General features: G+C 60.5%; 10 protein-coding genes and 1 pseudogene. 5 read left to right on the forward strand and 6 right to left on the reverse strand.

The window, feature by feature from the left end; genetic code table 11:
• Positions 1-99: 99 nt before the first annotated feature.
• The 3 genes and pseudogenes from mfd to E3Z29_RS22040 all read left to right on the forward strand — a co-directional run bounded on the left by mfd (position 100) and on the right by E3Z29_RS22040 (position 6,830).
• Positions 100-3,551, forward strand: a pseudogene (gene mfd, locus E3Z29_RS22030) (transcription-repair coupling factor).
• A 10-nt stretch (positions 3,552-3,561) separates the two neighbouring features.
• Complete coding sequence (locus tag E3Z29_RS22035) at positions 3,562-4,128, forward strand: CsiV family protein (RefSeq protein WP_134786954.1); 567 nt, start codon at positions 3,562-3,564, stop codon at positions 4,126-4,128.
• A gap of 11 nt (positions 4,129-4,139) precedes the next feature.
• Entirely contained in the window at positions 4,140-6,830 is a 2,691-nt protein-coding gene (locus E3Z29_RS22040; RefSeq protein ID WP_098964805.1) for a DEAD/DEAH box helicase, read from the forward strand.
• 125 nt (positions 6,831-6,955) lie between these two features.
• On the opposite strand, the gene E3Z29_RS22045 is transcribed toward E3Z29_RS22040, so the two are convergent.
• From E3Z29_RS22045 to E3Z29_RS22060, 4 genes are all read right to left on the reverse strand, one after another.
• Positions 6,956-10,249: a DEAD/DEAH box helicase gene (locus tag E3Z29_RS22045; protein ID WP_134786955.1), complete on the reverse strand. Its 3,294-nt coding sequence runs from the start codon at positions 10,247-10,249 to the stop codon at positions 6,956-6,958.
• A gap of 9 nt (positions 10,250-10,258) precedes the next feature.
• The gene (locus E3Z29_RS22050) at positions 10,259-10,996 is read right to left on the reverse strand and encodes an S-methyl-5'-thioinosine phosphorylase (protein WP_123588508.1); all 738 of its coding nucleotides are present in this window, start codon (positions 10,994-10,996) and stop codon (positions 10,259-10,261) included.
• An 11-nt stretch (positions 10,997-11,007) separates the two neighbouring features.
• Positions 11,008-12,018: a beta-N-acetylhexosaminidase gene (nagZ, locus tag E3Z29_RS22055; protein ID WP_041068989.1), complete on the reverse strand. Its 1,011-nt coding sequence runs from the start codon at positions 12,016-12,018 to the stop codon at positions 11,008-11,010.
• Between the two features lie 158 nt (positions 12,019-12,176).
• The gene (locus E3Z29_RS22060; protein WP_007961819.1) at positions 12,177-12,884 is read right to left on the reverse strand and encodes a TetR/AcrR family transcriptional regulator; all 708 of its coding nucleotides are present in this window, start codon (positions 12,882-12,884) and stop codon (positions 12,177-12,179) included.
• A gap of 229 nt (positions 12,885-13,113) precedes the next feature.
• Between E3Z29_RS22060 and lexA the strand changes: the two genes are divergently transcribed.
• Positions 13,114-13,722 carry a transcriptional repressor LexA gene (gene lexA / locus E3Z29_RS22065; protein ID WP_003226590.1) on the forward strand — a complete coding sequence of 203 codons (609 nt, stop codon included), beginning with the start codon at positions 13,114-13,116 and terminating at the stop codon, positions 13,720-13,722.
• 10 nt (positions 13,723-13,732) lie between these two features.
• Entirely contained in the window at positions 13,733-14,206 is a 474-nt protein-coding gene (gene sulA, locus E3Z29_RS22070; RefSeq protein WP_003226591.1) for an SOS-induced cell division inhibitor SulA, read from the forward strand.
• A gap of 94 nt (positions 14,207-14,300) precedes the next feature.
• Here the strand turns inward: sulA and E3Z29_RS22075 are convergent, their stop codons facing one another.
• Complete coding sequence (locus E3Z29_RS22075) at positions 14,301-14,534, reverse strand: hypothetical protein (RefSeq protein WP_003226592.1); 234 nt, start codon at positions 14,532-14,534, stop codon at positions 14,301-14,303.
• 106 nt (positions 14,535-14,640) lie between these two features.
• The gene (locus E3Z29_RS22080; RefSeq protein ID WP_097088548.1) at positions 14,641-15,165 is read right to left on the reverse strand and encodes a DUF6586 family protein; all 525 of its coding nucleotides are present in this window, start codon (positions 15,163-15,165) and stop codon (positions 14,641-14,643) included.
• Between the last annotated feature and the right edge of the window lie 86 nt (positions 15,166-15,251).

The raw sequence follows: 15,251 nt of genomic DNA on the forward strand, positions 1-15,251 counted from the left end.
GCGCAAACCGCGAAGATAGACGCAGTCTGCAACTGACAGCCGGCACCTGACGCCGCTACAATTACCGACTTTGTCGCAAAGCCTGGAGCTCAACCTTCCGTGCCCGTTCTGCGTCTACCGCTTCTCCCTGCCGCGGCAGGTAAACAGCATTGGGGCAACCTGCCCGGTGCTGCCCTCAGCCTCGCGATTGCCGAGGCTGCCAGCGCTGCCAAGCGCTTCACCCCTGCTACTGACCGCCGACAGCCAGAGTGCCGAACGGCTGGAACAGGAGCTGAGTTTCTTCGCCCCGGATTTGCCCGTACTGCATTTCCCCGACTGGGAAACCCTGCCGTACGATCTGTTCTCGCCGCACCAGGACATCATCTCCCAGCGTATCGCCAGCCTTTATAGACTGCCGGAACTGGCGCACGGCGTGCTGGTGGTGCCGATCACCACCGCCCTGCACCGCCTGGCGCCGACCAAGTTTCTGCTCGGCAGCAGTCTGGTGCTGGATGTCGGGCAGAAGCTCGATGTCGAACAGATGCGCTCACGCCTTGAGGCCAGCGGCTATCGCTACGTCGATACGGTTTACGAGCACGGCGAGTTCACCGTACGCGGCGCGCTGATCGACCTGTTCCCGATGGGCAGCAAACTGCCCTATCGCATCGACCTGTTCGACGACGAAATCGAAACCCCTGCGCACCTTCGATCCGGAAAACCAGCGCTCCATCGACAAGGTCGATTCGGTCAAGCTGCTGCCGGCGCGAGAATTTCCGCTGCAGAAAGATGCGGTCACCCGCTTCAAGGCGCGTTTCCGCGAGCGTTTCGACGTCGACTTCCGGCGCTGCCCGATTTTCCAGGACTTGAGCAGCGGCATCACACCCGCCGGTATCGAGTACTACCTGCCGCTGTTCTTCGACGAAACCTCGACACTGTTCGATTACCTGCCGCAGGACACTCAAGTGTTCTCGCTGCCGGGTATCGAACAAGCGGCAGAAAACTTCTGGAACGACGTGCGCAATCGCTACGAAGAGCGCCGCGTCGATCCATCGCGCCCTCTATTGCCGCCTGCGGAATTGTTCCTGCCGGTGGAAGACTGCTTCGCCCGCCTCAAGAGCTGGCCACGGGTCGTCGCCAGTCAGCAGGACGTCGAATCCGGTGCCGGTCGCGAGCGCTTCCCGGCGCAGGCACTGCCAAACCTGGCGATCGAAGCCAAGGCCACACAACCACTGGCGGCGCTCTCGACATTCCTCGACGAATTCCCCGGACGCGTGCTGTTCACCGCCGAATCCGCGGGCCGGCGTGAAGTCCTGCTGGAGCTGCTGGAACGGCTGAAGCTGCGGCCGAAAACCGTCGACAGCTGGCCGGACTTCGTTTCGAGCAAGGATCGCCTGGCGATCACCATCGCGCCGCTCGACGAAGGCTTGATGCTCGATGACCCGGCGCTGGCGCTGGTGGCCGAGAGCCCGCTGTTCGGTCAGCGAGTCATGCAGCGTCGTCGCCGGGAAAAACGCGCCGACGCCAACAACGACGCGGTAATCAAGAACCTCACCGAACTGCGCGAAGGCGCGCCGGTGGTGCACATCGATCACGGTGTTGGACGTTATCTGGGCCTGACGATTCTGGAGATCGACAACCAGGCGGCCGAATTTCTTACCCTGGAATATGCGGAGAACGCCAAGCTCTACGTGCCAGTGGCCAACCTGCACCTGATCGCCCGTTACACCGGCAGCGATGACTCACTGGCGCCGCTGCACCGCCTCGGCTCCGAGACCTGGCAGAAAGCCAAGCGCAAAGCCGCCGAACAGGTGCGCGATGTCGCCGCTGAGCTGCTCGACATCTATGCCCGTCGTGCCGCCCGCGAAGGCTACGCGTTTGCCGACCCGAAAGCCGATTACGCGACCTTCAGCGCCGGTTTCCCGTTCGAAGAAACGCCGGACCAGCAAGCGACCATCGAAGCCGTGCGCGAAGACATGCTCGCGCCAAAGCCGATGGATCGTCTGGTCTGCGGCGACGTCGGTTTCGGCAAGACCGAAGTGGCGATGCGCGCTGCGTTCATCGCCGTGCACGGCGGACGCCAGGTAGCGATTCTGGTGCCGACCACCCTGCTCGCCCAGCAGCACTACAACAGTTTCCGCGACCGTTTCGCCGACTGGCCAGTGACCGTGGAAGTGATGAGCCGCTTCAAATCGGCCAAGGAAGTCAACGCGGCGATCGCCGATCTGGCGGATGGCAAGATCGACATTGTCATCGGCACGCACAAGCTGCTGTCCGACGACGTGAAGATCAAAAACCTGGGTCTGGTGATCATCGACGAAGAACACCGTTTCGGTGTCCGGCAGAAAGAACAGCTCAAGGCCCTGCGCAGCGAAGTCGACATTCTCACGCTGACCGCCACGCCGATTCCGCGCACGCTGAACATGGCGGTGTCGGGCATGCGCGATCTGTCGATCATCGCCACCCCGCCGGCGCGACGCCTGTCGGTGCGCACCTTCGTCATGGAGCAGAACAAGAGCACGGTCAAAGAGGCCCTGCTGCGTGAACTGCTGCGCGGTGGGCAGGTTTACTACCTGCACAACGACGTGAAGACCATCGAGAAGTGCGCTGCCGATCTCGCCGAACTGGTGCCGGAAGCACGGATCGGCATCGGTCACGGACAGATGCGCGAACGCGAACTCGAACAGGTGATGAGCGACTTCTATCACAAGCGCTTCAACGTGCTGATTGCCTCGACCATCATCGAGACCGGCATCGACGTGCCGAGCGCCAACACCATCATCATCGAGCGCGCCGACAAGTTCGGTCTGGCGCAATTGCACCAGTTGCGCGGACGTGTCGGCCGCAGTCACCACCAGGCTTACGCGTACCTGCTGACGCCGCCACGCCAGCAAATCACTTCGGACGCGGAAAAGCGTCTGGAAGCGATTGCCAACACCCAGGATCTGGGCGCCGGTTTCGTGCTGGCGACCAACGACCTGGAAATCCGTGGCGCCGGCGAACTGCTGGGCGATGGCCAGAGCGGGCAAATTCAGGCCGTGGGTTTTACGTTGTACATGGAGATGCTCGAGCGCGCGGTGAAGTCGATCCGCAAGGGCGAGCAACCGAATCTCGATCAACCGCTCGGCGGTGGCCCGGAGGTCAACCTGCGTGTGCCGGCGCTGATTCCGGAAGACTATCTGCCGGACGTTCACGCCCGCCTGATTCTGTACAAGCGCATCGCTTCGGCCACCGACGAGGAAGGCCTGAAGGATCTGCAAGTGGAGATGATCGATCGTTTCGGCCTGCTGCCGGAGCCGACCAAGAATCTGGTGCGCATCACCGCGCTGAAGTTGCAGGCCGAACAACTGGGCATCAAGAAAGTCGACGGTGGCCCGCAGGGTGGACGCATCGAGTTCGCCGCGCAGACGCCGGTCGACCCGATGACCTTGATCAAACTGATCCAGACTCAGCCAAAACGCTACAAATTCGAAGGCGCCACGATGTTCAAGTTCCAGGTGCCGATGGAACGCCCGGAAGAGCGCTTTAATACTGTAGAGGCGCTGTTCGAGCGCCTCCTCCCGAAAACTGTTTGAAGGACGCCGCATGCGCCTGTTTCGCTCACTGACTTTGCTACTTGCCTTGGTAGCCCCTTCGGTTTTCGCCGATGACCTGTATCAGGTCGAAATGATTCTGGTCCGCCAGAACGCCGTGCCAGCGATCGTCAGCCGTGCCGCCCCGGAAGACTGGGCCGTCGGCGCTCAACGCCTGGGTGATGACAGCCTGCGCACACCTGCGCTCGGCGACGTTGCCAGCAAACTCAGCGCCAGCGGTGATTACAGTGTGCTGATGCACAAGGCCTGGCAGCAGACCCTCGGCGAAGCGCCGACCAAGGTGGCAGTCAGCGACGGCAAGGAACAGTTCGGCCAGTTCCCGATCGAGGGCACGCTGGAAATGAAACTCGGACGCTTCACCGACGTGAACGCCGACTTCTGGGTCAACCAGATCGACGCCAACGGCATGGTCACTGCCAGCGAACACCTGAAACAGGACAGCCACACCAAAAACGGCCAGCTCAACTATCTCGACAACGGCCACCTGGCGCTGCTGATCAAGATCACATCCCTGACGGCGCCCGCCCCTCGGCAAGCCCCTGAAGCGATTCCGGACTGATCGAAGTCCTTATGTCCCCGCCCCTGAGTAAACCGTTGGCACCCTCCTGGGTCAGCCGATTCAAGGAACAGAGCCTGGAGCGTGGCCGCCGCTACGCCCTGGAAAACCGGGTACGCATCGCGCAGGTGGGCGATGCGACCATTACCGCCAGTTGCGAAGGCTCTGGCGGTAACGTCTACCGTCAGACCATTCACTTGCGCGAGTCAGCCAAAGACACCCTGTTGCTGGTTGACGCCACCTGCACCTGCCCGGTGCGCAATAACTGCAAACACTGCGCCGCAGTACTCCTGCAAGTGCAGGAAACCCTCGAATACCCTGCCGCCGCCAAAGACGCCGAACTGCTGGAAAAACTCCAGGCCGTATTGGAGAACCGCAGCCCCAAAGCGCCGCCGCAAGTGCTGGTGGACAACGTGCAACCGCTGCCGCGCCTGTGGCTGGCGAGTGTCGAGTTCAGCGCGTTCGAGCCGCGCAACGGCAAGATGCAGCGCTATATTCAGCATCGGGCGGCGCTGTCGTTCAGCTATCTGGATGAATACGTCAGCGGGCAGAAAAACAGCGACATTCTGATTCGTCAGGAAACCCAGACCCTGCGGATAAAACGCCATCCGGAAGTGGAACAGTCCTACCGCGAACAGTTAAGAATCCTCGGCTTCCGTATCGCCACGCGCCAGAGCAAAGCGCTGCCGGAAAGCGCCGGTGAGCTGTACGAGATGGTCAACGACAGCGCCTGGCTGACGTTTACCCTCAACGAACTGCCGAAGCTGCGCACCCAAGGCTGGGAATTGCAGATCGACGAGGAGTTCGGTTTCGACCTGACCGCCGTCGACGACTGGTACGCCACCGTCGAACAGGCGCCGGAACGCGACTGGTTCGATCTGGAATTGGGGATCATCGTCAATGGTGAGCGCCTGAGCCTGCTGCCGATCCTGCTCAACCTGATGCGCTCGCACACGGAAATCCTTAACCCGGAACGCCTGGCGCGGCGCCGCGATGACGAGCTGATTCTGGTCAATGTGCCGCAACGCAACAGTGAGCACGGGCCGCTGCAAGTGGCGCTGCCCCTTGGCCGACTAAAACCGGTACTGGCAACGCTGGGCGAGTTCTACTTGCAGGAACCGGGCGAAACCACCCTGCGCCTGAGCAAGGCCGACGCCACGCGGCTCAACTCGCTGGAAGGCATTCCCCTGCTGTGGGAGGGTGGCGAACAGATTCGAAGTTTCGCCCAACGCCTGCGCGACATCCGCGACTACAGTGCACAAGCGCCGAAGGGCTTGAACGCGACGCTGCGTCCCTATCAACTCGAAGGCTTGAGCTGGATGCAGTCCCTGCGTCAGCTTGAGGTCGGCGGGATTCTGGCGGACGACATGGGTCTGGGTAAAACCTTACAGACCCTGGCGCATATTCTCAGTGAGAAAAACGCCGGGCGTCTGGATCGACCGTGCATGGTGGTGATGCCCACCAGCCTGATCCCGAACTGGCTCGACGAAGCCGCGCACTTCACGCCGCAACTGAAAGTGGTCGCGCTGTACGGTGCCGGCCGCAAAAAGCATTTCGAGCATCTGGCCGACTTCGACCTGATCCTGACCACCTATGCACTGCTGCCCAAGGACGTCGAACGGCTGGCACAACAGCCGCTGCACGTTCTGGTGCTCGACGAAGCGCAGTACATCAAGAACCCTAACAGCAAGGCCGCGCAGGCCGCTCGCGAACTCAACGCGCGCCAGCGCCTGTGCCTGAGTGGCACACCGCTGGAAAACCACCTCGGCGAGTTGTGGTCGTTGTTCCACTTTCTGCTGCCGGGCTGGTTGGGCGATGTCAAAAGCTTCAATGCCGACTACCGCGTGCCGATCGAAAAGCGCGCCAGCGAAGTCAGGCTGCAGCACCTCAATGGGCGGATAAAACCGTTTCTGCTGCGCCGCACCAAGGAACAGGTGGCCACCGAACTGCCGCCCAAAACCGAGATCATCCACTGGGTCGATCTCAATGAGGCGCAGCGCGACGTTTACGAAACCATGCGCCTGGCGATGGACAAGAAAGTCCGCGACGAGATCACTCGCAAAGGCGTGGCGCGCAGCCAGATCATCATTCTTGAAGCCCTGCTCAAGCTGCGTCAGGTCTGCTGCGACCTGCGCCTGGTCAACGACGCCACCCTGCCCGCCCGCGGCAGCAGCTCGGGCAAGCTCGACAGCCTGATGGAAATGCTCGAAGAGTTGTTCGAAGAAGGTCGGCGGATTCTGCTGTTCTCGCAGTTCACCTCGATGCTGTCACTGATCGAAGACGAACTGAAGAAACGCAACGTGGCCTACGCCTTGCTGACCGGCCAGACCCGCGATCGGCGCACGCCGGTGAAGGAATTCCAGAGCGGCAAGCGTCAGATTTTTCTGATCAGCCTGAAGGCCGGCGGCGTCGGCCTGAACCTGACCGAAGCGGACACGGTGATCCATTACGATCCGTGGTGGAACCCGGCAACCGAGAACCAGGCAACCGACCGCGCCTATCGAATCGGCCAGGAGAAGCCGGTGTTCGTCTACAAGATGATTGCCCGCGGCACGGTGGAAGAGAAGATTCAGCACCTGCAGAAGGAAAAGTCTGACTTGGCAGCAGGCGTACTGGATGGGCGCAAGGCCGGGGACTGGAAACTGCAGAGCGATGATATTGAAGCGCTATTTGCGCCGTTGCCGGATAAGTTCGACAAGCGTTGAGATGTGCAGTGTTTGCTAGATAGCTTTCGCGAGCAAGCCCGCTCCCACAGTTGGATCGCATTTCCCCTTGTGGGAGCGAGCCTGCTCGCGAACGGATCACCTCGGTTGAAGGTTCAAACTGAAGCTTACTGCCTGGAAGCGGGCAACGGCGCAAACAGCGCTTCGATATCACTCTGTTCCAGTTTGAATCCACCCGTCGTACCACCTTCAAGCACCGCCCCGGCCAGCGCTGCTTTCTCCTGCTGCAACGCTTGTATCTTTTCCTCTACCGTGCCGCGAGCGATCAGCTTGTAAACAAACACCGGATTGTTCTGCCCGATACGATAAGCGCGATCAGTTGCCTGATTCTCCACTGCCGGGTTCCACCATGGGTCGAAGTGGATCACCGTGTCCGCAGCCGTCAGGTTCAGACCGGTACCGCCAGCCTTGAGGCTGATGAGGAACAACGGCACCTTGCCGCCCTGGAAATTCTTGACTGGCGTGCGCCGGTCGGTGGTGTCGCCAGTCAGCAACGAATAACCGATAGCGCGCTGCTGCAACTCCTGCTCGATCAGCGCCAGCATCGAGGTGAACTGGGAGAACAGCAGGATGCGCCGACCTTCGCCGAGCAACTCTTCGAGCATCTCCATCAGGCTGATCAGCTTGCCGCTGCCCGAGCGCAATGCCTTCGCCGTGAGAGGCATGTTGATCAAGCGCAGATCGCAGCAGACCTGACGCAGCTTGAGCAAGGCATCAAGAATGATGATTTGACTGCGCGCCACACCACTGCGGGCAATTTCGTCGCGCACTTTTTTGTCCATCGCCACGCGCACCGTTTCATAGACGTCGCGCTGGCCGTCGCTGAGTTCAACCCAATGGATGATTTCGGTTTTCGGCGGCAGCTCAGTGGCGACCTGATCTTTCTTGCGACGCAGCAGAAACGGCTTGATGCGCGCCGTCAGGTGCTGCATGCGCTGGACATTGCCATGTTTCTCGATCGGTGTGCGGTAATCGCGGTTGAAGGATTTGCTGTCGCCCAGCCAGCCAGGCATGAGGAAATGAAACTGCGACCAGAGCTCGCCGAGATGGTTTTCCAGTGGCGTGCCGCTCAGACACAAGCGCTGACGGGCCTGCAAGTCACGTGCGGCCTGCGCCGCTTTGCTCAGCGGGTTCTTGATGTTCTGCGCTTCGTCGAGAATCAGCACGCTCCACGACTGCGGCCGCAACGTTTCAAGATCCCTGGGCAGCAAGGCGTAAGTGGTCAGCACCAAGTCGTATTCGGCGAGATTGGCGAAGTCTTTTTGCCGCCCGGCCCCATGCAGCGCCAGGACCTTCAACTGAGGCGTGAAGCGCTGGGCCTCGTCGAGCCAGTTGGGAATCAGGCTGGTCGGCATCACCGCCAGTGCCGGGCAATCGAGGCGACCGGCGTGCTTTTCCGTGAGCAGATGCGCCAGGGTCTGCAGGGTTTTGCCCAAGCCCATGTCATCGCCAAGAATGCCGCCGACCTCCAGCTCCCGCAGAGTCTGCATCCAGCCAAGGCCTTCGAGCTGATATGGGCGCAGTTGCGCATTAAGGCCGGCCGGCGCAGCAATATGGGTGTGACTGGAATTGTGCAGCCGCTTGGCAAAAGTGCGCAGGCGTTCGCCGCCCTGCCATTCCAGTGGCATGCCATCGAGCATACTCAGGCGCGCGGCGTCTGGAGCAGTCAAGCGCAGCGCATCGCCCTGATGTCCGCCCAGGTACAGCTCGCCCAGCGTCGCCATCAGCGGTTTGACCCGACTCAGCGGCAACGCCACCTTGGCGCCTGCCGGGTCGCCAAAACCGCTGGGCTTGAGTTCGATCAGGAGTTTTTCGTCGTCGCTGCGTTGCGCCAGATTCACCGGGTCGAGCAAACGTGGCTGGGTGCGCAACAGATGCAGAAGGATCGGCAACAAGCTGTAGCGCTCGCCATTGACGACGATGCCCAGTTGCAGATCAAACCATTGATGCCCGGCCTCTTCTTCGACCTCCGCGTACCAGTGTTCGACCGGCTGCACATCGAAATGGAAGCCGGGACTGATTTCGATTTCCCAGTCCGCGGCGCGCAGTGTGGCAAGCCCTTCATGCATGAATCCGAGCCAGGCGGAATCATCCGGCAAAGTGAACATCTCGCCGGGACGATCCATAGCGCTCTTGCGCGTGGCTTTTTTGAAGCCGAGCTTTTGCAGGCTCTGGCGCAACTTCTTTTCCATCGCAGGCTGGCGTCGAATGCGCTGGGTTTCAGTGCCATTGAGGATCATCACTTCCGGATTACGATCCACCGCCGGATGACCATTGTAGGTAAACACCAGAGCGGCGCGGTGCTCCAGAACGTATTCCCAGCGCGAACGCTCCCGGCCGCTGACCAAGGTCAGTTGCGGCTGCGGAAGCACGTCATCGATGATTCGTTCGGTGAGCTTATGCGGCGGCGGGATTTTGGTCATCGCGCTCATGCGATGGCTGAACTGCATCGCCTGACGCGCCGGGATGTCTGGGGCGAGGGTCAAATGGCAGGCCAGTTTTTCTTCCAACTCACTGAACAGAGGGCCAACCTGTCGCTGCTCACGATCGAGGTAATAAAGCGGCTCCAGCGCCAGCACGGTTTCCTGCGCAGCCTCGGCACTGCTCCACTGGGCGCGGAACCCACCGTCGGCCTGCTCGGCCCAAGAGAACAGACCCATGCGTTTCGCGCCCGGCGTCAGTGCCTGCAAGTTTTCGAAGTCGAGGAACAGGCGGGAGGTGCACAGGAGCATTTCCAGCAGTTCGGCGCCACTGCTGCCTTCCAGCGGATAGCCGCTGTAATAGGCGTGATGGGAATGCATGGCGACCAACAGCCTGGCAACGCGCAGATCCAGTTCGGACAGATAACCGGGCTGACGCATGAGCATGTCCGCCAGCGAATACATCGGTTTTACTTCGCGTAACTCGCTGTTCTTGAGCTGGGAGACCTTGAAAATATCGAGCAGCCACTTGCCGCTCACTGACGTTGGCTTGAGCTTGTAAAACAGGCGCGTGCCTGCGGTTTGCGCGCCTTCTCCGATGGGCTTGGCCGGCACGGGAATGGTCGAAAGCCAATGTTCCAGCGCCCGCCCCAACTGGGCCTGAGCGTCACTTTCGGACGCTTCATGATCACGGCCCTGCAGGTGATAGAGCACCGCAGCGCAGTGTTTGCAGTCGATTGAGACAGGACAGGTGCACAGGCAACGCAAGGTGACGGAACCCAGCCGATCTTCGGACAGGTAAATGGTTTGTTCATACGCCTGATCTTCCGAACCGACGCAGAACGCCTCGATCTTTCTGTCATCGATCTCGATGATCTCTACCCGATCATCGACAGCATAAGCACGGGCCTTGGCGAGCGCGTTGCTAGTGAATGCCCGGGCCCAGGCCAACGACTTAAGCTGTTCGATGAGAATGCTCATGGACAGTCCTTAGCTGGCCAACACCCGCGCCAACGTCGATTTCACCTTGCCCATCCCGTCATGCAGCGCCTGCTCGATTTCGGCCATGGTGATCACCGCCGTGGTCTTGCCTGCTGCCGGGTTCACCACCAGCGACAGGCAGGCGTAATCCAGATCCAGCTCACGGGCCAATGCCGCTTCCGGCATGCCGGTCATGCCGACGATGTCGCAACCGTCACGCTCCAGACGCACGATCTCCGCCACGGTTTCCAGACGCGGGCCTTGGGTGCAGGCATACACGCCCTGATCGCTGTATTCGCAGCCTTCGGCAGCCAGCGCGGCGATCAGTTGCTGACGCAGCGACTCGCTGTAAGGGAAGCTGAAATCGATGTGGGTGACGTGCTCCAGATCATCGGCGAAAAACGTGTGTTCGCGACCGCTGGTGTAATCGACGATCTGGTGTGGCACACAGAAATGCCCGGTGCCCATGGCCGGATGGATCCCGCCCACCGCGTTGACCGCGATGATCGCCTCGGCGCCGGCCTGCTTCAGCGCCCACAGGTTGGCACGGTAGTTGACCTTGTGCGGCGGGAAACGATGGGGATGGCCGTGACGGGCGAGGAACAGAACTTCCTTGCCGGCATATTCCCCGATCTGCACTTCAGCCGACGGCGAACCGTAAGGCGTATCCACCGCCAACGACTGACGAATGCTCAGGCCTTCGAGCTGGGTCAGGCCGGTGCCACCGATGATTGCGTAAACCGTCATAGCAAAAATCCTTAATCGATCAGTTGAGCGTCTTTGAGCGCGCCGATGGCGGTGAGCCAGCGCGGATCCTGACGGTAGTCGGTGCTGGCGAACGCCTGCCCGCGCATTCGCGCAATGCGTGCGGACGGCTTGACCTTCATCCGTTGCGCAGCACTCAGGGCCAGTTCGGCCGCAGCGCGGTCATTGCACACCAGGCCCATGTCGCAACCGGCAGTCAACGCGGCTTCGATCCGGCTGGCAGCGTCGCCGACCACGTGGGCGCCGGCCATCGACAGGTCGTCGCTGAAGATCACGCCGTCAAACTGCAACTCGCCGCGCAGGATGTCCTGCAACCAGCGACGGGAGAACCCGGCCGGCTGCGAATCGACTTGCGGATAGATGACGTGCGCCGGCATGACCGCAGCGAGTTGCTTGCTGAGTCTGGCGAACGGTACGAGGTCGTTGGCGCGGATCTCGTCGAGACTGCGCTCGTCATTCGGGATCGCGACGTGGGAGTCGGCTTCGGCCCAACCGTGACCGGGGAAATGCTTGCCGGTAGCGGCCATGCCCGCGCTGTTCATGCCGCGGATGAAGGCGCCGGCGAGCAACGCTGCGCGCTCGGGATCCCCTTCGAACGAACGAGTGCCGACCACGGCGCTGCGCTGGTAATCCAGATCCAGCACCGGGGCGAAACTCAGGTCGAGGCCGACCGCCAACACTTCGGTGGCCATGACCCAGCCGCATTGTTCGGCGAGGTATTCGGCGTTCGGGTTGTCGGCGATGGCACGCATCGCGGGCAGGCGCACGAAGCCCTGACGCAGACGCTGCACGCGACCGCCCTCCTGGTCGACCGCCAGCAGCAGATCCGGGCGAATGGCGCGAATGGCGGCGCTCAACTCACGCACTTGGCGCGGGTGCTCGATGTTGCGCGCGAAAATGATCAGGCCGCCCACTTCGGGCTGACGCAACAATTGGCGATCCTCGGCCGTCAGCCAGGTACCGGCGACGTCCACCATCAACGAGCCTTGCAGGCCAGCAGTCATAGAGATTCCTTGAAAACGAAAAACCCGATCCGCCAGAAATCACTACCGTGAGCAGGGCTCGGCAGGTCAGTAATTTCTATAGAGATCGGGTTCAGAACGAGAGTCGGCATGGGCGGCTAGCTTAGCGGATACAAGCAGCCGCGCCCACCCGTGTGCGGTTAAACCTTGGCGGCCACTGGAGTCGATTTGCTGCGCGGGCGAAGCTGCGCAGTCGCCATCGCCGGGTCGGTGACACCGGTTTCGGCACGCATGCCGGCGGCAAGGAACGGCACCATCAGACGCATCACCTGTTCGATCGAGGTGTTGACGCCGAAATCGGTCTCGGCAATTGCGCGCAAGGCCTTGATTCCGGACATGCTAAAGGCCGCAGCGCCAAGCATGAAGTGCACGCGCCAGAACAGCTCGATTGGCGGGATGCGCGGAGCCGCTTCGTTGACCAACAGCATGTAGCGGCGGAACACCTTACCGTACATGTCTTCCAGATAACGACGCAGGTGACCCTGGCTCTGGCTGAACGCCAAACCGAGCAAACGCATGAAGATCGACAGGTCGTTACCGCTGCGTGGCTGCACCACAAGCGCTTGCTCGACGAGGATTTCCAGCAACTCTTCAAGGGTCGGCTTGTTTTCAGGCTTGGCCTGGCGACGCTCCAGCTCTTTATCGAGGCTGATGCAGAACGGCCCGAGGAAGCGCGAGAAAACCGCCTGGATCAGCGCTTTCTTGGAGCCGAAATGATAATTCACCGCCGCCAGGTTTACCCCGGCCTTGCTGGTGATCAAACGCAATGAGGTTTCAGCGAAACCTTTCTCCGCGAACAGCTGCTCGGCAGCATCAAGAATGCGTTCAACGGTTTCCGACTGGGCCATGGCTACTCCGCCTGACAAACACTTGTTTGAAACATACGTTTCAGCCCAAGCCTTGTCAAGCCTGCCAGTTCGTTTGGGGAATGGTCGGTCAGCTATTTAACCACACTCGACCGGCGCATTAATAAGCACGGGAACCGACCGTCCGGCGGGCTGCAAAAAAACGGGCATTGCCAAGACCGCTTCACTGTATATAATCCCAGTCACTGTATAAAAAGACAGAGCGATCAATATGCTAAAGCTGACGCCACGCCAAGCCGAGATTCTGGCCTTTATCAAACGCTGCCTCGAAGACAACGGCTACCCGCCAACCCGCGCGGAAATCGCTCAGGAGCTCGGTTTCAAGTCGCCCAACGCGGCGGAAGAACACCTCAAGGCCCTCGCCCGCAAAGGTGCAATCGAAATGACCCCGGGCGCCTCCCGCGGTATTCGTATCCCCGGCTTCGAAGCCAAGGCTGACGACTCTACCCTGCCGATCATTGGCCGGGTGGCTGCCGGCGCACCGATCCTCGCCCAGCAGCACATCGAAGAGTCCTGCAATATCAACCCTGCGTTCTTCCACCCTCGTGCTGATTACCTGCTGCGCGTACACGGCATGAGCATGAAGGACATCGGTATTTTCGACGGTGACCTGCTGGCGGTTCACACCACCCGCGAAGCACGCAATGGTCAGGTCGTGGTTGCGCGAATCGGCGACGAAGTCACCGTCAAACGCTTCAAGCGCGAAGGCAGCAAAGTCTGGTTGATTGCCGAAAACCCTGAGTTCGCCCCTATCGAAGTCGACCTGAAAGATCAGGAACTGGTGATCGAAGGCTTGAGTGTCGGCGTAATCCGCCGCTAAAGGAGGCTTTATGCAGTTCCCACACACACCCCAGCAAACACAACTGCCTCTATTCGAAGCGTTTCTGGCACAACCGATGGCACCGATCCTGAAAGATGTGGTCGAGCGCCCATGGATTGCCGAACCGGAAGTATTCAGTGAGCTGTCACTGCGCGGTGCGGCCGGGAACTGCCTGAACCTGCTTGCCCCGATTCTTCGCGAACTGAGCGAGGATCAGGATGCACGCTGGCTGACGCTGATCGCCCCTCCAGCCAGCCTGACCCAGATCTGGCTGCGAGAGGCCGGCCTGAACCGTGAACGCATTCTGCTACTGCAACCTCGTGGTGCGCAAAGCGCTCAGCAACTGGCCTGCGAAGCACTGCGCCTGGGTCGTAGCCATACGGTGGTAACCTGGCTCAATCCGCTGAACACAAGTTCACGGCAACAACTGATCAGCGCAGCCCGCACGGGCGACGCTCAGAGCCTGAACATTCGATTGGGTTGATTCACTTGTAACGCGCGCTGTGTGAAGCGCAGGGCTTCTCCAGGGACAGAGAAGCCGATCTGATGTTGCAGCGGCAAGCGCCGACAGGCGGATCTCAGTGAAGAACCCGCGGCCCTTCTTCCTTATCAAATTCGCCTTCGACCATACGGCCGGCCATCTGTACGCCGACGCTCAACATCGCTTTCGCGATTTCCACATGCTGGCCTTGCAGGAATGCTTTAGCATCCTCGGAGAAATCCAGCGTCACCAGAGAACCCTCGTCCTCAGCCCTGCGCAGTTCGATTCGGCCGTCTGGTAACTCGACAATTTCTAGAAAGGACGTTGGCATATAGGTCAGTTCTCCACGAAAGGCAGGGATTATATAGACATCATTCGGGCTTCGCTCGGGATCTTGACCAGCAGCATGTTTCAGATTGCCACCGTGTCAATTGTCCTCAGCATTCGTTCAAGCCTTCGCGAAAGCGGATTGCCAGGCCCTTGAGATTCTGCCGCCAGCTCTCCAGCTCTTCCCGACTCAACTCCTGCGGCGCCTCTTCTTCATCGAGATTAATGGCCTGAATCAATGGCTGTGTCACATCGCCCTTGGGCTTGTGTGGCACCCGTGGCGGCTGGAACAACGCTGAGTGCGCCGCCAGCAATTTCGCCAGCCAGGTTTCAGGGTTACCAGCCAGCTCAACCATCTCGGCCAGTTCCGGGATCGCAATCGATTCCAGGACTTCGCGAGTCAGCAACGCTTCTGCTCGCGATGCATTGGCCTGAGGCAGACGATAAAAACCGGCGATCTCGTGACACAGTCCCAGAAGCGCGCCGTAGAGGTGAAACAACGCCGACTCACGTCCAGCCTGAATCAGCGCCAACGAATTCATCGCCCGCCCCTCTTCGGCGCGAGCCAGAGCCTCCAGTGACAGGCCGGCGAAATAGATCTTCTGATTGGTGCGGGTATAGAGTTCGTGCGCCATGCCGGCAGTCTCCACAGCGAAATAATTGCGTCACACAGACCCGACAGTGTCGTGGATCAGCGGATCCGACCGCAAGCACAAAACAA

Origin of the sequence: Pseudomonas sp. S150 (genome assembly GCF_004526365.1) — a bacterium.
Taxonomy (GTDB): Bacteria; Pseudomonadota; Gammaproteobacteria; order Pseudomonadales; family Pseudomonadaceae; genus Aquipseudomonas; species Aquipseudomonas putida_A.